We start from the raw sequence: 20,327 nt of genomic DNA on the forward strand, positions 1-20,327 counted from the left end.
GTCCGGTCGCGGACCCGCCGGCGGCCGTGGTGCGGGCGGGTGCCCGCCGGGGCGCCGGGCCGGCCTTCGCGGCGGCGCCCGTTCCGGAGCCGGCGATCGTCCCGGTGCCGGCGGTGGTGACCTCGGTGCCGGTGGCGGCGGTGCGGCGCGTGGTGGTGCGCCTGCGGGGTGCCGCCGGCCGGCTCTCCTCGGTCCCGGGTTGTCGGGCCGGTTCGGACGGCTGCTCCGGACGGTCGGCCGCGGCGCCCCGGGGTCCCGGCATCGCCGCGTCTGTCCGAGTGTCAGAATCCATCCGTCCGGCGGATTCCGCGACCGCTGCGTCGTGGCTTTCGGCCACCGGTGTGGACTGGTCCCGCGTGTCGCCGTGCATGCCAAACTCCTGCCCGAGATCGGCGGCAGCTCCCGCGGGCCGGGCCGGCCGGGGGGAGTACCGGGAGGACTGCTGGGTGGGGAGGACGTGCGACCGGAAGCCTGCCCGCGCCGCCGTCCCCGGCAACCTGCCCCGCTCCCGCCGAGCCCCTGGCGGGGCGCCCGAGAGCCCGCGCGCGTCCCGGCGCACGCCTCTCGGGGCACGCCCCTGGGCGACCCAACCCACCCGTGAACGAGCAGGCCGAGTCCCAGGACACGCGGCGGCGCGCGGTGAGCGCCGAATGGGCTAAGGAGGTTGGGAATCGATCAACGCGAAAAGGATTCGGACGTGCTGCTTCAAGGAGGGCGCCACCCGTCGCCGCACTCCCCGCAGCATCCACGACCTTGGTTCATAGTCGCACCGGCGACCGGACTTTTGCAGCGGTACGACAGTAGTTTCGGGCTTTGTCCGGGGCGGCTCCGCCGGTGGAAATGGATCTGTTCCGCAATGTTCACGCATTGGTAGCGCGATCCGACGGAACGTGCGCCGCGCGCGCCCCCTCTGCAGCCCAATGCGCCGAATGCGATCTCATCAATAGCCCGAACGGAGGCTCAATAGCCCACTTGACGCACCCTCACGACAGCCGCCGGGGCTACGCTTCACGCCGTGAAGGCAATCCGCAGATTCACCGTCCGCACTGTCCTGCCCGAACAACTCCAGCCGTTGCACGAGCTGGCCCTCAACCTGCGCTGGTCCTGGCATCCCGAGACCAGGGACCTCTTCCGGTCCGTGGACCCGGAGGTCTGGGCGGCCACGGGGGAGGACCCGGTGCGCCTGCTGGGCGAGGTCCCGGCCGCGCGGCTCGCCGCGCTGGCCACCGACCGCCGGTTCCTGCGCAGACTCGGCGACCTCGCCGACGACCTGCGGGAGTACCTGGCCGGACCGCGCTGGTACCAGGCCGCCCAGCACGGCCTCGACCAACCCGTCGCCGATGCCGCGCAGCCCACCGCCATCGCCTACTTCTCGCCCGAGTACGGCATCGCCGCGGCGCTGCCCCAGTACTCCGGCGGCCTCGGCATCCTGGCCGGCGACCACCTCAAGGCGGCCAGCGACCTCGGCGTGCCGATCATCGGCGTCGGGCTGTTCTACCGGCACGGCTACTTCCGGCAGTCCCTCAACCGGGACGGCTGGCAGCAGGAGCGCTACCCGCTCCTCGACCCGGACGAACTCGCCGTCACGCTGCTCCGGGAGAGTGACGGCACCCCCTGCCGGATCGACCTCGCGCTGCCCGGCGGCCGCACCCTCGCCGCGCACGTCTGGCGGGCCCAGGTCGGGCGGGTGCCGCTGCTGCTGCTCGACTCCGACATCGAGGCCAACTCGGCCGCCGAGCGCGACGTCACCGACCGCCTGTACGGCGGTGGCAGCGAGCACCGGCTGCTCCAGGAGATGCTGCTCGGCATCGGCGGCGTCCGTGCGGTGCGCGCCTACTGCCGGCTCACCGGCCACCCCGCGCCCGAGGTCTTCCACACCAACGAGGGCCACGCCGGCTTCCTCGGGATCGAGCGGATCCGCGAGCTGATCACCGACGGTCCGGCCGAGCCCGGTCTGGACTTCGCCGCCGCCCTGGAGGCCGTCCGGGCCGGCACCCTGTTCACCACCCACACGCCCGTCCCGGCCGGCATCGACCGCTTCGACCGGGACCTGGTCGCCCGCCACTTCGGCGGCGACGCGGCACTGCCCGGCGTCCCGGCCGACCAGGTGCTCGCGCTCGGCGCCGAGACCTGGCGCGGCGGGGACCCGAAGCTGTTCAACATGGCGGCGATGGGCCTGCGGCTCGCCCAGCGCGCCAACGGCGTCTCGACCCTGCACGGCGAGGTCAGCCGGTCCATGTTCAACGGACTCTGGCCGGGATTCGACGCCGCGGACGTCCCGATCACCTCGGTGACCAACGGCGTCCACGCGGCGACCTGGATCGACCCGGCGGTCGTCCGGCTCGGCGCCGCCGAGATCGGCGCCGACCGCGCCGAGGACGCCATGACCACCGGGGACGCCAAGCGCTGGACGGGCCTGGAGCGGATCGGCAACAGCGAGATCTGGGAGCTGCGCCGCAGCCTGCGCGCCCAGCTCGTCGACGAGGCCCGCCACCGGCTGCGCGCCTCCTGGCGCCAGCGCGGCGCCGGCGAGGCCGAGCTCGGCTGGGTCTCCTCGGTGCTCGACCCGGACGTGCTCACCATCGGGTTCGCCCGCCGGGTGCCCTCCTACAAGCGGCTCACCCTGATGCTGCGCGACCAGGAGCGGCTGCGCGCCCTGCTGCTGAGCCCGACCAGGCCGGTGCAGATCGTGGTCGCCGGCAAGGCCCACCCGGCCGACGACGGCGGCAAGCGGCTGATCCAGCAGATGGTCGCCTTCGCCGACGACCCGGCCGTCCGGCACCGGATCGTCTTCCTGCCGGACTACGACATGGCGATGGCCCGCCACCTCTACCCGGGGTGCGACGTCTGGCTGAACAACCCGCTCCGCCCGCTGGAGGCCTGCGGCACCTCGGGGATGAAGGCCGCGCTGAACGGCTGCCTCAACCTGTCCGTCCTGGACGGCTGGTGGGACGAGTGGTACGACGGCCAGAACGGCTGGGCGATCCCCACCGCCGACGAGAGCGCCGGCGTCCTCGACCCGGAGAGCGGCGAGGCCGAGCGGCGGGACGACATCGAGGCCGCCGCACTGTACGACCTGATCGAGCACCAGGTGGCCGCCCGGTTCTACGACCGGGGCGCGGACGGGCTGCCGCACCGCTGGATCGCCATGGTCCGGCACACCCTGGTCACCCTCGGGCCCAAGGTGCTGGCGGGGCGGATGGTCCGCGAGTACGTCGAGCGGCTGTACACCCCGGCGGCGCTGGCCCAGCGGGAGCTGGCGGCGGCGGTGCCCGGCGGGCCGGTGACCGGCCCGTACGCGGGGGCCCGCGAGCTGGCCGGCTGGAAGGCCAAGGTCCGGGAGGCCTGGCCGGCCGTCCGGGTCGAGCACGTCGAGGCGGAGTGCCCGGACGAGGCGCAGGAGCTGGGCAGCTCGCTGGCGCTGCGGGTGCAGGTCGCGCTCGGCGCGCTGGAGCCCGGTGACGTGGAGGTGCAGGTGGTCTCCGGCCGGGTGGACGAGTCGGACGGCATCTCGGACGCCTGCCTGCTCGCCCTCAAGCCGGTCGGCGGGCCGGACCTCGACGGGCGCACCCGCTACGAGGGCTCGCTGGAGCTCTGCCGGACGGGCCCGTTCGGGTACACCGTCCGGGTGCTGCCGGCCCATCCGCGGCTGGCCTCGCCGGCCGAGCTGGGCCTGGTGGCGCTGCCGCCGGAATCCACCGGGATGGACGCGGGGCTGCTGCGCTGAACGGGTGGGGAGGGCCGGTCGGTCCGGCTCTCCCCACCCCGCCCGGCCGGGCGGGGCCTAGCGGACGGCGGCGACCAGGGAGTCGGTGACGGAGCGCCAGGCCACCCCGGCCTCGCGGAACCCGGTCTCGACGAGCCGGGCGGTGTGCCAGTCGGCGGGGTGCACGGCGCCCTGGGCGTGCGAGCCGTAGAGCGCGTTGCGGGCGGCGACCTCCTCGGCGAGCAGCGGGTCGGCCGCGGCCGCCGCCCACCAGCCGGCCCAGTCGAGCACGCCGTCGGCCCGCTCGCGTTCCTGGCGCCGCTGCTGGAAGGCCTCGTCGGCCGCGGTGAGCAGCGGGATCGTCGACTCGGGAGTGTGGTCGGCGTTGAGGAAGACGCCCCCGGGGCGGACCAGCTCGGCGAGGTCCCCGTACAGCCGGACGAGGTCGTCGGTGGGCAGCCAGTGCAGGGCGGTGGCGGTCACCACGGCGTCGAACGGGCCGGGCGGGAGCCGGGTGGCCCAGTCCGGGTCCTTGAGGTCGGCGGTCACCAGGGTGAACCGGGGCTCGTCGGCGAAGATGCCGCGGGCGATGGCCATCAGCGCCGGGTCCTGGTCGACGCCGACGCTGACCGCGCCGGGCAGCCGGGCGAGCAGTCGTTCGCTGATGCTGCCGGTGCCGCAGGCCAGGTCGAGGACGCGCGGCTCGGGGCCGGCGACCGCCTCGACGACGTCCAGCATGGCGCGGAACCGCTCCTCGCGGTCGGGCAGGTACCACTCCTGCTGGCGGTCCCAGCTGCGCTGCCAGTCCTGCCAGTGCGTCCGGTCGGTCACGTCCGCTCCCTAGGTCGTCGGCCTGCGGACCGGTGCGGCCCGGTGCGGCCCGGTCGGTCCCGGGGACGACTCTAGGCCCTTTCGGTAATGGATGAAAGGGCCTAGAGGCTATTACCCGCGCGGGCGCGGTCAGACCAGGCTGTCCCGCCAGGCCTGATGCAGCTCGGCGAAGCGGCCGGAGCCGTCGATCAGCTCCTGCGGGGTGCCGTCCTCGACGATCCGGCCCTGGTCCATCACCAGGACGCGGTCGGCGATCTCGACGGTGGAGAGCCGGTGGGCGATGATCACGGCCGTCCGCCCGGCCAGCACGGTGCGCATCGCCCGCTGGACGGCCTGCTCGCCGGGCACGTCCAGCGAGCTGGTCGCCTCGTCCAGGATCAGCACCGCCGGGTCGGCCAGCAGGGCCCGGGCGAAGGCGACCAGCTGGCGCTGGCCGGCCGAGATCCGGCCGCCGCGCTTGCGCACGTCGGTGTCGAAGCCCTCCGGCAGCGCGGCGACGAACTCGTACGCGCCGATGTCCCGGGCGGCCTGCTCGACCTCCGCGCGGGAGGCACCCGGACGGCCGATCGCGATGTTCTCGGCGACGGTGCCGGAGAACAGGAACGACTCCTGCGTCACCATGACCACCCCGCGCCGCAGTTCCGGCGTGGCGAGGTCGCGCAGGTCCACCCCGTCGAGGCTGATCCGGCCGTCGGTCGGGTCGTAGAAGCGGGCCAGCAGCTTGGCGACCGTCGACTTGCCCGCCCCGGTCGCCCCGACCACGGCCACGGTCTGGCCGGCCGGCAGCACCAGGTCGAACGCGGGCAGCACCTCCTTGCCGGAGCGGTAGCCGAAGGCGGTCTTCTCGAAGTGCACCTCGCGCCCCTTGGCCGCGGCGGTGGACCGCTGGGCCGGGAGCTCCTTCGGCTCGGCGGGCTCCGCGACGGTCGGCTCGTGGGCGAGCAGGCCGGCGATCTTCTCCAGGGCGGCGGCGGCCGACTGGTAGCTGTTCAGGAACATCGCGAGCTGGTCGATCGGGTCGAACAGGCGGCGCAGGTAGAGCACGAAACCGGTGAGCACACCGAGCTCCACCGCGCCGTCGGTGACCAGGAAGGCCCCGAGCAGCACCACACCGGCGCTCCAGACGTTCGCGGTGGCGCGGGAGAGGCCGACGTAGCGGGCGATCTCCAGGAGGCCGTCCGCCGTGGCGGCGGCCGACTGCCGGTTGACCACGGAGAACGCGGCGTCGTTGGCCCGCTCGCGGCGGAAGGCCTGGACGGGGCGGATGCCGTTCATGGTCTCGGTGAAGCGCACGATCAGCGAGGCGGCCGAGGTGCGCGAGCGGCGGTAGACCCGGCGGGAGCGGCTCCGGAACGAGCGGGCGATCAGGAACAGCGGGACGAACGACGCCAGCGAGACCAGGCCCAGCCGCCAGTCCATCACCAGCAGCAGCACCGAGATGTAGAAGACCGAGAGGAAGACGGTCAGCAGCTCCTGGAGGCCCTCGGAGAGCAGCTCGCGCAGCGCGTCCACGTCGGAGGTGGCGCGGGAGATGATCCGGCCCGAGGTGTACCGCTCGTGGAAGTCCAGGCTGAGCCGCTGGGCGTGCCGGAAGATCCGGCCGCGCAGCTCCAGCAGGATGTCCTGGTTGATCCGGGCGCTGATCTTGATGAACGCCCACTGCAGCACGGTGCTGATCAGCGCGCAGGAGAGGTAGGCGGTGATCACCGCGACCAGCGGGCCGGCGTCGTGGTCGCGCAGTGCCGGGATGCCCCGGTCCATGGCGATCGCCACCAGCAGCGGACCGGACTGCAGCGCCGCCTGCTGGAGCAGGATCACCACCATCGCGACGGTGATCCGGGCCCGGTGCGGGCCGAGCAGCGCGCGCAGCAGCGCCCGGGGCGCGCCCGGCGGGACGGGGATGTCCTCCTCGTCGGCCGGGGGCGCGGGCAGCTCCTCCTCCGGCGCGGCCTTCGCCGCCGCCGTGGACTTCGCCGACTTCTCGGCGGGTTCGAGCGTGGTGGTCATCGGGCGGCGCCCCTCTCCGGTACCAGGGCGGCGTCGCCCGACATCAGTTCGCGGTAGCGCGCCGAGCTGCGCAGCAGCTCCTGGTGGGTGCCGACGGCCTCGATCCGGCCGTCCGAGAGCACCGCGACGCGGTCGGCGAGCAGCACGGTGCTCGGCCGGTGGGCCACCACCAGCGCGGTGGTGGAGCCGAGCACCTGCCGCAGGGCCCGCTCGACGAGCGCCTCGGTGTGCACGTCCAGCGCGGAGAGCGGGTCGTCCAGGACGAGGAAGGCCGGGGCGCCGACCACCGCGCGGGCCAGCGCCAGCCGCTGGCGCTGGCCGCCGGAGAGGCTGAGGCCCTGCTCGCCGACCTCCGTCCCGGCGCCGTCGGGCAGCTTCTCGACGAAGCCGGCCTGGGCGGTGGCCAGCGCGGCGGCGAGCTGCTCGGGGCCGGCGCCGGGCGCGCCCATCAGCACGTTCTCCCGGACGGTGGCGGAGAACAGGGTCGGCTCCTCGAAGGCGACCGAGACCAGCTCGCGCAGCCGCTCGCGGGACAGCTCGCGGATCGGGCGGCCGTCCAGCGTGATGGTGCCGGCGGTGGCGTCGTACAGCCGGGGGAGCAGCGCGGTGAGCGTGGTCTTGCCGCTGCCGGTGGCACCGACCAGGGCCATCGTCTCGCCGCTGCGGATGTGCAGGTCGATGCCCCGGAGCAGGTCGGGGGTGTCGGGCGGGGCGTCCGGGTAGCGGAAACGGACGCCGGTGAGCCGGATGCCGTCGGGGGCGGCGCCCGGCGTCGTGGCCGTGGCCGTGGTGTCGGCGGCGTCGGCCGGGGCCGGCTCGGTGTCGTCGTCCGGCAGCGGCTCGTCCAGCACCTCGAAGAAGCGGTCGGCGGCGGTGGCGGCCTCGTTGGCGTAGGCGAGCAGCCAGCCCAGCGACTCGACCGGCCAGCGCAGCGCGAGCGCGGTGGAGAGGAAGGCGACCAGGGTGCCGGTGCTCAGCTCGTCGTGCGCCACCAGGTAGCAGCCGACCGCGAGGGCGCAGCCGAGGGCGAGCTCGGGCAGGCCGACGATGACCGCCCAGAGGTTGGCGAGCAGGCCGGCCTTGCGCAGCTCGGTCCGGCGCAGGTCGTGCGTCCGGGCCCGGAAGCGGTCGGCCATCGACCGGTGGCGGCCGAAGGCCTTGAGGATGCGGATGCCGAGGATGGACTCCTCGATGACGGTGGCGAGGTCGCCGTTCTGGTCCTGGGCGAGCCGGGCGGCGCCGGAGTAGCCGGCCTCGAACCTCCGGGTCAGCACCATCAGCGGGACGGCGGGCGCCAGCACGATCAGGGCCAGCCGCCAGTCCTGGGTGAACATCAGGGCGGTGCCCGCGAGGAAGGTCGCGGTGTTGACGATCAGGAAGACCAGCGGGAAGGCCAGGAACAGCCGCATGGTGTACATGTCGGAGGTCGCCCGGGAGAGCAACTGGCCGGAGCCCCAGCGGTCGTGGAAGGAGATCGGCAGCCGCTGCAGCCGGGCGAAGAGGTCGCCGCGCATCGCCGTCTCCACCCCGGCCAGGGGTTTGGCGAGGATGACCCGGCGGGCGTAGAACAGGGCCGCCTCGAAGAGCCCGAGCGCCAGGAGCAGGCCGATCAGCGGCCAGAGCGCGCCGACGTCGTGGTCGGTGATCGGTCCGTCGACGATTCGGCCGAGAACGATCGGGACGAGCAGCACGCTGAGCGCGGCGAACAGCGCGGCGGCGACCGAGGCGGTCAGCCGCCAGCGGATCGCGCGGGCGTAGGGCCACAGGCGCAGCAGCGAGCGGACCGTCGACCGGTGGGCGGACGTGGGGGCGGGGGCTTGGTTCTCGGCCATCGCCGTGAGCGTAGGTCGGGCCCGCGTCATTTCTCATCAGGTTTTTCGCACCTGTCGTCGAGAACCGGCCACCGGTGGCCGGGACGCGTGGGGTGCGGGGGTCAGCGAGGGGCGGGTGCGCGCAGCAGGCGCAGCGAGTGCCCGCCGAGCAGGGCGGTGTCCGGGGAGGGGAGCGGGCCGTTCTCCTCGCTCGCGGTGTCCAGCACCGTCTCGTACCGCGCGTCCGGCGCGGCCCAGGGTTCGCCGGGCAGCGTGAAGGCCACCGGGTCGGGGCCGGTGTTGAGCAGCAGCAGGAAGCTGTCGTCGCGCAACGGGCGTCCGTGCTGGTCGCGTTCGGACATCGCGGTGCCGGAGAGCAGCATCCCGAGGCAGGCCGTGGGGGCGAACCAGTCGGCCTCGGTCATCTCCTTGCCGCGCGGGGTGAACCAGGCCAGGTCCGGCTGGCCGCCGGGGGTGGCGGCCCGGCCGGAGAAGAACGCCCGCTGCCGCAGCACCGGGTGGGCGCGGCGCAGCCGGACGAGGCGGGCGGTGAGGTCGCGCAGCCCGGCCCAGTCGCGGTCCGCCAGCAGGGACCAGTCCAGCCAGCTGATCTCGTTGTCCTGGCAGTAGGCGTTGTTGTTGCCGCGCTGGGTGCGGCCGAACTCGTCCCCGGCGGTGATCATCGGGACGCCGGTGGAGAGCAGCAGGGTGGCCATCAGGTTGCGCAACTGGCGCAGGCGCAGGGCGTGGACGGCCGGATCGGCGGTCTCCCCCTCGGCGCCGTGGTTCCAGGACCGGTTGTCGTCGGTGCCGTCCCGGTTGGCCTCGCCGTTGGCCTCGTTGTGCTTGCGGTCGTAGGAGACCAGGTCGCGCAGGGTGAAGCCGTCGTGCGCGGTGACGAAGTTGACCGAGGCGTAGGGGCGCCGGCCGCCGCGCTGGTAGAGGTCGGAGGAGCCGGAGAGCCGGTAACCGAGCTCGCGGACGTCCGGGCGGGCGCCGCGCCAGAAGTCCCGGACGGTGTCGCGGTACTTGTCGTTCCATTCGGCCCACAGCGGGGGGAAGCCGCCGACCTGGTAGCCGCCCGCGCCGACGTCCCAGGGCTCGGCGATCAGCTTGACCCGGCTCAGCACCGGGTCCTGGGAGACGGCGGCGAGGAAGGGGTGGTCCATCTCGACGCCGTCGCTGCCGCGGGCGAGCGCGGCGGCGAGGTCGAAGCGGAAGCCGTCCACGCCCATCTCGGTCACCCAGTACCGCAGCGAGTCGGTGATCAGCCGGATCACCTGCGGCCGCCGGGTGTCCAGGGTGTTGCCGCAGCCGGTGTAGTCGGCGTAGCCGCGCGGGCGGTTCAGCGGCAGCCGGTAGTACCCGGCGTTGTCGATGCCCCGCAGCGAGAGGGCGGGGCCCAGCTCGGCGCCCTCGGCGGTGTGGTTGTAGACCACGTCGAGGACGACCTCGATGCCGGCGGCGTGCAGCGCGCGCACCATCCGCTTGAACTCGCCCACCTGGCCGCCGCGGCTGCCGGAGGAGGAGTAGCCGGCGTGCGGGGCGAAGAAGCCGACGGTGTTGTACCCCCAGTAGTTGCCCAGGCCGCGAGCCTGGAGGTGGTCCTCGCTGGCGTACTGGTGCACCGGCAGCAGCTCGACGGCGGTGACGCCGAGCCCGGTGAGGTGGGCGATCGCGGCGGGGTGGGCGAGGCCCGCGTAGGTGCCGCGCAGCTCCGGCGGCACCTCGGGGTGGCGCATGGTGAAGCCGCGCACGTGCAGCTCGTACAGCACGGTCTCGGCCCAGGGGGTCTTCGGGCGGTGGTCGTCGTACCAGTCGTCGTCGTCGTGGACCACGACGGACCTGGGCACGTAGCGGGCCGAGTCGCGGTTGTCCCGGACGGTGTCGGCGACGTCGGCCTCGGGCCAGTTGCGGACGGCGGAGCAGACCGCGTCGTGGGAGGTGTAACAGCCGTCGACGGCCCGGGCGTAGGGGTCAAGCAGCAGCTTGGCCGGGTTCCACCGGGCGCCGGTCCACGGGTCCCAGCGGCCGTGGACCCGGAAGCCGTACCGGGTGCCCGGGCGGACGCCGGGCAGGAAGCCGTGCCAGGTCTGGAAGTTCTGCTCGGTGAGGCGGTGTCTGCTCTCCTGGCCGTCCTCGTCGAAGAGGCAGAGGTCGACCGCCTCGGCGCCGGCCGCCCAGAGCGCGAAGTTGGTGCCCTGGCGGCCCTGGGCATCGGTGCGGAAGCGGGCGCCGAGCGGCTGCCAGCTGCCGGGCCACGGTGGCTCGGTGCCGGTACCGCCGCGCGGCCGCACTCCGGCTTCCAGCTCCTGCCCTGACGCCATGGCCCTACCCTCCCTGGGCGGGGTGTCCCGGACCCCGTTCACCTTCTCTTTCCCTGATCCTGCTGATCGGAAGCCGCTGAACGGTGGCTTACCGGCGGATGGCGGCCGGGGGCCGCGCGCCGCGGGGGCGGTTCGGGCACGCCGCCCGGGCCCGCGCCGGGGCCACCACCGGGCCGCCGGCCGCCCGGCGGTGGGCCGCCGGAGTGAGGTTCACCCGGCGGTCCGCGTGTCCTGCCGGGATTGCCCTCGTTGTCCGGGGTATCGGACGGAAACGGCGGGAGGCCCCGGAATGCGGCCCCGAGTACTGGTGTGGGCGCGCCGTGCGGCGGCGCTGGGGTGGAGCCTGGCGGTGCTGACGGGGTGCGCCGGCGGGGGCGGTCCGGCGGCCGGCCCGGCCCAGGACGCGGCGGCCCCGGGGCACACGGCCCCGCCGGCCCCCTCCCGGGCGGCGATCACCGCGCTCCCCGCCGACGGCGCCGAGGACGTCCCGCCGGACGGCGCGGTCCGGGTCTCGGTGGCCCAGGGCCGGCTGGTCTCCGTCCGGCTGGCCGACGCGAAGGGCACCGAGGTGGCCGGGACGCTCTCCCCGGACGGTGCGAGCTGGGCGCCGAACGGCCCGCTGCCGCTCGGCACCGCGTACACCCTGGACTCGGTGGCCGAGGACGACCAGGGCCAGAAGGCGAACCAGCACACGGACTTCTCGACGGTGGCCCGGGCGCACACCTTCGTCGCCTTCTTCACCCCGGAGGACGGCTCCACGGTCGGCGTCGGCATGCCCGTCTCGCTGCGCTTCAGCCGCCCGATCACCGACCGGGCGGCCGTCGAGCGGGCGGTGACGGTGACGGCCGACCCGCCGGTGGAGCTGGCCGCGCACTGGTTCGGCACCCAGCGGCTGGACGTCCGGCCGAAGGCCTACTGGGCGGCCGGCACCAAGGTCGCGGTGGCGCTGCGGCTCAAGGACGTGCAGGGGGCGCCGGGCGCGTTCGGCACCCAGACCAAGGACGTCCGGTTCACCGTCGGCCGGGCCCAGGTCTCCACGGTGGACCTGGACGCCCACACCCTGACCGTGCGGGCCGGGGCGGGCGGCAAGGTGGTGCGCACGCTCAAGGTGTCCGGCGGGGACCCGAAGCACACCACCTACCGGGGCGTGCTGGTGGTCTCCGAGAAGTACCGCACGACCAGGATGAACTCGCAGACCGTCGGGATGGGCGACGAGTACGACATCAAGGACGTCCCGCACGCGATGCGGCTGACCACCTCCGGCACCTTCATCCACGGCAACTACTGGGCCGACCCGGCGGTGTTCGGCGCGGCCAACACCAGCCACGGCTGCATCGGCCTGGCCGACGCCAAGGGCGGTACGAGCAAGGACACCCCGGCGGGCTGGCTGTTCGAGCACACCATCCCCGGGGACGTGATCGAGGTGAAGGCGGCCACCGGGGACGCCGTCCCGCCGAGCAACGGCTTCAACGGCTGGAACCTGCCCTGGGCCCAGTGGGTCGCGGGCAGCGCGATCGAGCGCTGAGCCACCGGCCCCTGGCCCCGGCCGCGGGGCGGTGACCCTCCCGCCGGTCTTCACCGCTGTTCCACCTGTGATTCACCGCACTCCCCCCGGGGTTCACTCATTCGGCCCAGCTATCCTGCTTGCCGCGCCGAAGACCGGCGCGGAAGATCGCCGGTCCGGTGCAACCCGTCCGGGCGAACACGCGTCCATCTGGATGGACACCGGGAGGGGAGAAACCGTGAAGCCGGTTTTGGCGGACGACGCCGCGATAGGGACCACCAGCCGTCGGATGCGCCGCGGCGCAGTGGCGCTCGCGATGGGCGGGGTGCTGCTGCTCACCGCGGCATGTGGGGACGACAAGGGCAGTGACGGGGGCAGCGGCGGGGGTGACGCGGCCGCCACGGCGGGTGCCAACGGTGGGGGCGCTCCGGCGCCCGGCCAGAGCTCGGCGGCGCCGAAGACCTCGGCCGCGGTGCTGACCGTCGAGCCGAAGGACGGTGCCCAGGACGTCTCGCCGACCAACGCGCTGGCCGTCTCGGTCGCGAGCGGCAAGCTCACCACCGTCGAGGTCACCGACAAGGAGGGCAAGCCGGTCGCCGGGGCGATCACGCCGGACGGCTCCGGCTGGAAGCCCAGCGCGCCCCTGGCCGTCGGCATGGTCTACAAGGTGAGCGCGCAGGCCCAGGACGCCGAGGGCCTGGTGACGGCGTCGACGACCTCGTTCACCACGCTGACCCCGGCGAAGACGATCTCCACGAACGACAACATCGCCGACAACGCCACCTACGGCGTCGGCATGATCGTCTCGGTGGTCTTCAACAAGGACGTGAAGAACAAGGAGGCCGTGGCGAAGGGGATCACCTTCGAGACCAGCGACGGCGCCGCCACCGAGGTGAAGGGCCACTGGTTCGGCACCAAGCGGCTGGACTTCCGCCCGGCCGAGTACTGGAAGCCGGGGACGAAGGTCACCATCCACTACCGGCTGAAGAACGTCGAGGTCGCCCCCGGCATCTACGGCGACGTGGACAAGGACGAGCCGTTCACCATCGGCCGCTCCCAGGTCTCGACGGCCGACTCGGCCGCCCACACGATGACGACCGTCCGGGACGGCAAGAGCACCACGGTGCCGGTCACCCTCGGCGCCGACGCGACCCCCTCCTGGGGCGGCACCATGGTGATCATGTCCAAGGAGAAGGTCACCCGGATGAACTCGCAGACCGTCGGTCTCGGCGGCGAGTACGACATCCAGGACGTCCCGCACGCGATGCGGCTCACCACCTCCGGCACCTTCGTGCACGGCAACTACTGGGCCAACCCCTTCGGCAAGTCCAACGCGAGCCACGGCTGCGTCTCGATGGCCGACGAGAAGGGCGGCAGCGACACCTCGGTGGCGGGCAAGTTCTTCAACGACTCGCTGGTCGGCGACGTGGTGAAGATCGTGAACACCAAGGAGAAGACCGTCGCGCCCGACAACGGCCTCGGCGGCTGGAACATCGGCTGGGCCAACTGGTAGGTCCGGCGACACACGCTCTACCCCGGCGGCAGCCCCGGTAGTCCCGGTTCGACGACGACCGGCCCGATCCTCACTCGTTGGGGTCGGGCCGGTCGTCGTTCGTGGCGTGATCGTCGCCCGGATGGCGCAACCTTTCCGGTGGATGGCGCGTGTATCTGTCGAGTCCCCTCGTGGTCGAGCGGGATCAACGGGAGGAGTCGACATGAGGTCGATACGGACAGTGGTGGCCGCCGGTCTGATGGGCGGCGCGCTGGTGCTGACCAGCGCGTGCGGCGGGGGCGACGGCGCGGCCGGCGGGAGCGCGGCCAAGGCGGACCTGGGGGGCGCGGCGGGCGTCGCGGCGACCGCCTCCGCGCCGGCGTCCGGAGCTGCACCGGCCTCCGGGGCGGCGCAGGCCGACGCCCCCGCGTCGACCCCGGCGGCGCCGAAGGTGTCGGCGGCGGTGCTGGACATCGAGCCGAAGAACGGCGCGGTGGACGTGGCCCCGAGCGGCGCGCTCAAGGTCGCGGTGGCGGGCGGCAAGCTCACCACGGTCAAGGTGAGCGACCGGACCGGCAAGGAGGTCGCCGGGACGATCGCCGCCGACGGCGGCAGCTGGACGCCGACGGCCGGCCTGGCGGTCGGCACCGCCTACCAGGTGAGCGCGATGGCGGCGGACGCCAACGGCGTGGTCGCCTCGGCGGACAGCGGCTTCACCACGCTGACGCCCGAGCGCGAGGCGAAGGCGAGCGACAACGTCGAGGACAACGCCACCTACGGGGTCGGCATGATCGTCTCGGTCGACTTCGACAAGGACGTGAAGAACAAGGAGGCGGTCGCCAAGGGCATCACCTTCGAGTCCGACAACGGCACCGTGGTGAAGGGCCACTGGTTCGGCAACCGCCGGCTGGACTTCCGCCCCGAGGCGTACTGGAAGCCGGGGACGAAGGTCACCGTCCACTACCGGCTGAAGAACGTGGAGCTCGCCCCCGGCGTCTACGGCGGCGTGGACCGGGACGAGCCCTTCACGATCGGGCGATCGCAGGTCTCGACGGTTGACGCGAAGACGCACAAGATGACGGTGGTCAACGACGGCAGGAGCTCCGTCGTCGACATCACCTCCGGCTCCTCGGAGCACCCCACCTGGAACGGCACCATGGTGGTGATGTCCAAGGAGGGCGTGGTGCGGATGCAGTCCAGCAGCATGCCCGGGATGACCGGGGACCCGTACGACCTCCAGGTGCCGCACTCGATGCGGCTGACCACGTCCGGCACGTACGTACACGGCAACTACTGGAGCAGCGCCTTCGGCAAGGACAACGTCAGCCACGGCTGCGTCGGCCTCAAGGACGTCAAGGGCGGCGGCGACGGCACCTCGGCGGGCAGCTTCTACGACGGCTCGCTGATCGGCGACATCGTGACGGTGCAGAATTCCGCGCGCGGCACGGTGGCTCCGGACAACGGCCTCAGCGGCTGGAACCTGGCCTGGAGTGCCTGGTAGGAGGCGGTTTGCGGCAACCCGGGCTTGACGCGCACCCGGCCCGGGTTGCACCCGGCATATGCCGAGCGGGTAGTGATCGTTTGCTCATTGTCCGTACGCGGCCGCTTGCGTTCCGCAATGATGGACCGCATGGCGGGTTGGGGCGAAACAGATCAGTCATCACTTCCTGGGTCGAGCTTGGTCGCTGAGGCATCGTGGATGTGCTTCCAGGACGCGCTGGCGGCCCTGGAGCGGCTCAGCTCCGAGGAGCTGGAGCGGATGTACTTCGGCAGGCTGTGCGACCAGTCGGCACCGGGCGAGATGCGGTTGCCGTCGAGGCCGGAGTCCGGGCCGCTGGCCCGCCGGCTGGTGCTCTCGGTGCTGGAGTCCTGGGAGCTGCACCAGCAGTTGGAGGTCGGCGAGCTGCTCACCAGCGAGCTGGTGGCCAACGCGGTGCGGCACGCGGCCGGGCGGACCATCGGCGTCCAGGTGTCGCGCAAGCCCGGCTGGCTGCGGGTCGAGGTGCGGGACTCCTCGCGGGCGCTGCCCTGTCTGATCATGGCCGAGCCGCTGCCGATCAACGAGTACGGGCGCGGGCTCAAGGTCGTCGACGACCTCGCCGACCGTTGGGGCGCCGATCTGCTGCCGCGCGGCAAGGGCGTCTGGTTCGAGCTCAAGGTGCGCGAGCGCCACTGAGGCGTCGCGGCGGCACCCGCCGTGGCCGTGCCGCAGCCGTGGCCGTGCCCGGAAAACGCGCAGGGCCCCCGATCCACCGTGTTCCGGTGCGTGGGGGCCCCTGCAAGTCATCGCGCGGCCAAGGGGGTGCGTGCCGACACGATGGGCGACGGCCGTGCCAGGTCGGGCGGGCCGTAGTCTCGGTGTCCTCGGCGGGTCGTCGTCGTCCGCCGCCGGACATCTCGACTATCGCATGGATCTCAGCATGTGGGCAAACCGGCTGGCTTTGATTTCAAGGTTTGTAACCTAGTTCACCTTTGGATTTTGCATAGGTTAACGCTGTCGCCTGAGATTATTCATGAGCGAGCCGTGTAGACCCTGTGACGAGGCTCTGTGACGGGGCTCTGTGACGAGGCCCTGTCGGGGTCGGCGGTCCGAGCGCTAGCGGACGCCCTGCCCCGGGCCGCGCAGCGAGAGCAGCGGGGTGTCGACGCCGAGCTTGGTGGCGCTGCCCTGGAGGGCCTCCCGCAGGTACGGGTAGAGCACCGTCACGCCGATCCGGTCGACGAACAGCTGCTGCAGTTCGGCGGGGAGCTCGAACGGCGCCCCCAGCGAGAAGGCCGCCGCCGCGTCCACCACGAAGTCGGCCTGGGCGCTCCCCAGTTCCAGCCGGCAGCGCACCTCCAGAGTGGTCCCGTCGTCGCCCTCGCGGAGCCAGACCGCGAGCGTGGTCCGGTTCTCCGCCTCGCTGCGCGGCTCCTGCTGGTCGAAGAGGCGCCGGCCGGACACCTCCAGGAAGGTGACGTCCTCCAGCTCGGTGGCGGCGGAGAGCTCGTCGAGGGTGGCGAAGCGCCGGACCCCCGGGCGGGCGGGCGAACCGGCCATCAGACGGTCACCGACCGCTGCGCGTCGTCGCCCCAGGCGGTCGGCCGGGACCGTGCTCCGCGCTCGCGGACGGCCACCCGGACCTGCACCTCGACGGGCGCGGGCTTCCAGGCGGGCGTCAGGTCCGCGGCGGTGTGGTCGACCAGGCTGTACAGCCGGGCGTCGACCGCGCGGGCGTACCGCTGGAGCGTGGAGTAGCGGGCGTCGCCGCCCACCCGCTCGAACTCGGAGATCGTCGACTGCGACGTCCCCATCAGGTCCGCCACCTCGCGCTGGGTCAGACCGCGCTTCTTGCGGGCCACCACCAGGGTCTCCACGAGTTCGGCGTAGGCCTGCGCGTCGGCCAGGCTCGCGGCGACGCGGGGATCGTCCGGGTCGAGGTCGAGTAGATCGTGCAGCGTGGGTGCCATGGCCGCCTCCCCTCAGAGTGCTTCAACATTATCGCCCGAAGCCGATATCGAGAACCGGGAACTCAGCCCGCCGACGGCCGGTTCCGCCACTCCCTGAGCCGCCGCTCCGCGGCGCCGCGCTCGTTCGGCGGGGTCTTCTGGGACTTCTTCTGGAAGAACGACAGGGCGAGCAGGACCAGGCCCTCGCCCTCCTCCGCGAAGAGCAGCCGGAAGGTGCGGTGATCGCCGGTGAGCCGCACCTCCAGGAGGTCGTTGCCGAGGTCCTTGACGTCCCCCGGCAGGGTCTGCCGCTCCTTGACCCGGTTCATCAGGACGAACAGCCGGGCCCGCTCGTGGGTGGCCAGCCGGGCCTTCTGCAGGTCCTTGACCAGGGGCGTCGAACCGTCCGCGCCCTCGTAGAAGGACCACTCCCGTGTGTTCAACGCCCACCCCCTCGGCCCGTGCGCCGGTCGGCAGTCTAGGGGGGAGGGGGTGAAGGGGGGATCAATGCGGATGCCGTGCGGACGGGTTGGGGCGGACCGAGGCGCGGACCCGGGCGGCGTGCCGGTGCACGGCCTGGGGCGAGAGCCGGGTGCGCGGTGGCGGGGCGTCGGAGGCGCCCGCCCGGCAGGCCCGGCAGAGGCCGCCGAGGAGGGCCTGCGGCCGGCTCGGGGTGCGGCAGTCGGTGCACTCCAGGACGCGGGTGACCGGTGCCGTCGGCTCCCCGGTGCGTTCGGGCGGCATCTTGTCGGCCAGGCGGCGGTGGACGAAGGCGGCCGGGCTGTGGACGGCCGGCGGGAGTCCGGCGGTCAGCGCGGTGGTGAGGTACGCCGTACCGGCCCCGCGCGCGAGCCACTGGGCGGCGAGCGGTTCGAGGGAGTCGCAGTCGCGCGCCGAGAGCGCGAGCCGGGGGTCGGCGAGCCCGAGGGCGGCGAGGGCCCGGTAGGCGGGTGACCTGTCCACGCGGGGGTGGGGTCGCTCGTCCGGGTGAACCTGCGCGGGGCCGGTGTCGGCACTGCCGTCCGTGTCGCCGACGGTCAGGAAGCGGGACCACCAGGCGTCGTCCCGGGGCGTCCGGGAGAAGTAGGTGCGGAACACCCACTGCGTGCGGTCGCCGTCGACCCGCTCGCGGACGCGGCGCAGGTGACCGGCGACGGAGAGCCGGTTGAGCGCGCTGCGGACGGCCTGCTGGCCGTAGTGGGGCTGCTCGCGGGCGAGGGTCTTGGTGTCCATCGCGGCGCCCTCGGGCAGCCGGTCGACCAGCCGCGCCAGGTAGGCCTCACGGGCGGGCAGCTGCGCGAAGTCGTCGGCGTGAGGGGGATTTTGGCCCGGCGCGGAACGCTTTCCGTAGCCGGGGGACGCCATCGGGGGCAGGGCAGGGCTAAAGTCGTGGGTAGCCACAGGATCGACTGCTTTCGATCGTGTCGGTCAGACCCCCGTTCGGTGTTGGTGCACCGGCGGGGGTTGATTCGTTGGTGCGCACGCTACACGGCGTGCGCAGCCCGTGGCGACCGGTGACGATTAGTCATACGGGCTGGCTAGGGCGGTGGTTGGGAGGGTGGGTGGGGGGTGTTCACCCACCCGTTCCGCTAGGAAGTCACTCGACCCCCGACACCTGAGCTTCGGCCGCGAAGGCGAGGAACGCGGCCCAGGCGGCGGGCGAGAAGGAGAGCTGCGGCCCGGCCTTGTCCTTGGAGTCCCGGACGTGGACGGTGAGGCTGGAGGAGGCGACCTCGACGCAGTTGCCGCCCTCGGTCCCGCTGTAACTGGACTTGGTCCAAGTCAGGTTGGCGCTCATAGTTCCTCCGACAGAGTTCTGATGAACCGAGCCGACTCCTCGGGGCTGAGGGCCTGCCGGAGGATCATTGCATAGCGCTGCCAGAGGAGATTCACCTTCTCTCGCTCTGCAAACAGAAGCCCCATGGACTGGCCTTCCTCGTAGGCCAAGCGCTCGTGATCGGCGGTCTCAAGAAGGACGAACGGGCCGTTGACCCCCGGGTGTACTCCATGGGCGGGCACCACCTGGATGGAGACGTGCCGAGGTGTGCCGGCGGCGAGGAGGTGTTCCAGTTGCTTGCGATGGACGTCCTCGGTGCCGACTCGGCGCCTGAGAGCGAACTCCTCGATGAGGAAGTTGAAGGATTTCGTCTGCTTCTGCAAGGTCGACTGGCGAGCGATCCTGGCTGCGACTCTCTCGGTCACGGTGTCGTCATCAAGTGGCGGCCAGTGGGCGTTGATCAAGGCCTGTGCGGTTGCTTCGGTCTGGAGCAACCCGGGGACGAGTTGATTCTCATAGGAGCTCAGAACGGTCGCCTCAGCCTCGTACCTCATGAAGTCCTGCGAGAATGACGGGAACTTCTCAGGTTTCAGGTAGTCGACAGCACCGAGCAACATTCCTCGGGCGTTGCATAGCTCGTCCGCGACTGTCAGCAGCTTGACCGAGGGCTTCCGTCGGCCCGCTTCCATGGATCGGACGCTCTCCGGGTCGTAGCTGGCCGCCTGGCTCAACTGCTCCCGCGTGACGCCCGATTGCTCTCGCCAGCGCTTGATCTGATCGCCACAGTACTTCCAAGCCATCGGCGGCTGTGCGGGCGCGCTCATCCCCGTACCCCTCCTCATGCGGTCGACCAGCGGGTCACTCCCTCGCTGAATCGCCAGTGTCACTACCGAGGCTAAGCCCGGAAGCCGATTCTCGGACCGTGAAATGGCTGATCTCCGCTCCCGTGGGTGACGCCAAAGGCTCTCCGCGTCAAGGACACTGATGATCACTCAGCCCGTCGACATCGAGTGGATGTTCCCCCGCCACCCCCGCAGCGTCGGTCATGCCCGCGTGCAACTCCTCCGGCAGGCCTACGCCTGGCGGGTGCCCGACGAGACCACCGAGACGGCCCTGCTCCTCCTCAGCGAACTGGTCACCAACGCGTGCCGTCACGCCCGTGGCCCGCGCGACCGCCTCATCGGCGTCCGGTTCGCCGTCACCGAATGCGGTGCGCTCCGGGTCGAGGTCGCCGACGCCAACCCGGACCTGCCCGAGCCCCGTCAGGCCGGCCCCGAGGACGAGGGCGGTCGCGGGCTCGAACTCGTCGAGGCCCTCGCCGCCTCCTGGGGCACCCGGCCCCGGGGCCCGGGTCACGTGGGCAAGATCGTCTGGTTCGAGCTCAAGCCGGAGTAGTGGGAAGTCGACCGGTCCGACTTCCTGCTCCGGCCCCTTCCGGGACTC

At 72.6% G+C, this 20,327-nt stretch carries 16 protein-coding genes; 6 read left to right on the forward strand and 10 right to left on the reverse strand.

The features are described from left to right. The first annotated feature begins 1,015 nt into the window (after nucleotides 1-1,015). Nucleotides 1,016-3,727: an alpha-glucan family phosphorylase gene (glgP, locus tag ACIF6L_RS18395; RefSeq protein ID WP_359803090.1), complete on the forward strand. Its 2,712-nt coding sequence runs from the start codon at nucleotides 1,016-1,018 to the stop codon at nucleotides 3,725-3,727. Nucleotides 3,728-3,784: 57 nt separating this feature from the next. On the opposite strand, the gene ACIF6L_RS18400 is transcribed toward glgP, so the two are convergent. From ACIF6L_RS18400 to glgX, 4 genes are all read right to left on the reverse strand, one after another. Further along, nucleotides 3,785-4,537, reverse strand: a complete 753-nt coding sequence (locus ACIF6L_RS18400) for a class I SAM-dependent methyltransferase (RefSeq protein WP_329489661.1) — start codon at nucleotides 4,535-4,537, stop codon at nucleotides 3,785-3,787. Nucleotides 4,538-4,666: 129 nt separating this feature from the next. After that, nucleotides 4,667-6,544 (reverse strand): ABC transporter ATP-binding protein, encoded by a 1,878-nt coding sequence (locus ACIF6L_RS18405; protein WP_359803086.1) that lies wholly within the window; start codon nucleotides 6,542-6,544, stop codon nucleotides 4,667-4,669. Continuing rightward, nucleotides 6,541-8,376 (reverse strand): ABC transporter ATP-binding protein, encoded by a 1,836-nt coding sequence (locus tag ACIF6L_RS18410; protein WP_359803084.1) that lies wholly within the window; start codon nucleotides 8,374-8,376, stop codon nucleotides 6,541-6,543. The genes ACIF6L_RS18405 and ACIF6L_RS18410 overlap by 4 nt, the downstream gene beginning before the upstream one ends. A 101-nt stretch (nucleotides 8,377-8,477) precedes the next feature. Next, nucleotides 8,478-10,682: a glycogen debranching protein GlgX gene (glgX, locus tag ACIF6L_RS18415; protein ID WP_352289456.1), complete on the reverse strand. Its 2,205-nt coding sequence runs from the start codon at nucleotides 10,680-10,682 to the stop codon at nucleotides 8,478-8,480. 289 nt (nucleotides 10,683-10,971) lie between these two features. Here glgX and ACIF6L_RS18420 point away from each other — a divergent pair, with 289 nt between their 5' ends. The 4 genes from ACIF6L_RS18420 (at nucleotide 10,972) to ACIF6L_RS18435 (ending at nucleotide 15,854) form a co-directional block, all read left to right on the forward strand. Then, nucleotides 10,972-12,207 (forward strand): Ig-like domain-containing protein, encoded by a 1,236-nt coding sequence (locus ACIF6L_RS18420; RefSeq protein WP_396488493.1) that lies wholly within the window; start codon nucleotides 10,972-10,974, stop codon nucleotides 12,205-12,207. A gap of 217 nt (nucleotides 12,208-12,424) precedes the next feature. Continuing rightward, nucleotides 12,425-13,699, forward strand: coding sequence for an Ig-like domain-containing protein (locus ACIF6L_RS18425; RefSeq protein ID WP_329489666.1), 1,275 nt, complete (start codon nucleotides 12,425-12,427; stop codon nucleotides 13,697-13,699). A gap of 202 nt (nucleotides 13,700-13,901) precedes the next feature. Then, on the forward strand, nucleotides 13,902-15,179 hold the full coding sequence (locus ACIF6L_RS18430) for an Ig-like domain-containing protein (RefSeq protein WP_396488494.1): 1,278 nt from the start codon (nucleotides 13,902-13,904) through the stop codon (nucleotides 15,177-15,179). A gap of 198 nt (nucleotides 15,180-15,377) precedes the next feature. Next, on the forward strand, nucleotides 15,378-15,854 hold the full coding sequence (locus tag ACIF6L_RS18435) for an ATP-binding protein (RefSeq protein ID WP_329489668.1): 477 nt from the start codon (nucleotides 15,378-15,380) through the stop codon (nucleotides 15,852-15,854). A gap of 420 nt (nucleotides 15,855-16,274) precedes the next feature. On the opposite strand, the gene ACIF6L_RS18440 is transcribed toward ACIF6L_RS18435, so the two are convergent. From ACIF6L_RS18440 to ACIF6L_RS18465, 6 genes are all read right to left on the reverse strand, one after another. Further along, entirely contained in the window at nucleotides 16,275-16,718 is a 444-nt protein-coding gene (locus tag ACIF6L_RS18440; RefSeq protein ID WP_396488496.1) for a hypothetical protein, read from the reverse strand. Further along, complete coding sequence (locus ACIF6L_RS18445; protein WP_359803075.1) at nucleotides 16,718-17,128, reverse strand: helix-turn-helix transcriptional regulator; 411 nt, start codon at nucleotides 17,126-17,128, stop codon at nucleotides 16,718-16,720. The genes ACIF6L_RS18440 and ACIF6L_RS18445 overlap by 1 nt, the downstream gene beginning before the upstream one ends. Before the next feature lie 62 nt (nucleotides 17,129-17,190). Continuing rightward, nucleotides 17,191-17,550 (reverse strand): type II toxin-antitoxin system RelE/ParE family toxin, encoded by a 360-nt coding sequence (locus ACIF6L_RS18450; protein ID WP_359803073.1) that lies wholly within the window; start codon nucleotides 17,548-17,550, stop codon nucleotides 17,191-17,193. A 61-nt stretch (nucleotides 17,551-17,611) separates the two neighbouring features. Continuing rightward, nucleotides 17,612-18,472: a hypothetical protein gene (locus ACIF6L_RS18455; protein WP_396488498.1), complete on the reverse strand. Its 861-nt coding sequence runs from the start codon at nucleotides 18,470-18,472 to the stop codon at nucleotides 17,612-17,614. 232 nt (nucleotides 18,473-18,704) lie between these two features. Continuing rightward, complete coding sequence (locus ACIF6L_RS18460) at nucleotides 18,705-18,905, reverse strand: DUF397 domain-containing protein (RefSeq protein WP_396488500.1); 201 nt, start codon at nucleotides 18,903-18,905, stop codon at nucleotides 18,705-18,707. Continuing rightward, entirely contained in the window at nucleotides 18,902-19,708 is an 807-nt protein-coding gene (locus ACIF6L_RS18465; protein ID WP_396488502.1) for a helix-turn-helix transcriptional regulator, read from the reverse strand. Before ACIF6L_RS18465 ends, ACIF6L_RS18460 begins: the two co-directional genes overlap by 4 nt. 160 nt (nucleotides 19,709-19,868) lie before the next feature. On the opposite strand from ACIF6L_RS18465, the gene ACIF6L_RS18470 reads away from it, so the two are divergent. Beyond that, entirely contained in the window at nucleotides 19,869-20,279 is a 411-nt protein-coding gene (locus tag ACIF6L_RS18470) for an ATP-binding protein (protein ID WP_396488504.1), read from the forward strand. The last annotated feature ends 48 nt before the right edge of the window (nucleotides 20,280-20,327 follow it).

This window comes from Kitasatospora sp. NPDC086009, from assembly GCF_044540385.1.
GTDB lineage: Bacteria > Actinomycetota > Actinomycetes > Streptomycetales > Streptomycetaceae > Kitasatospora.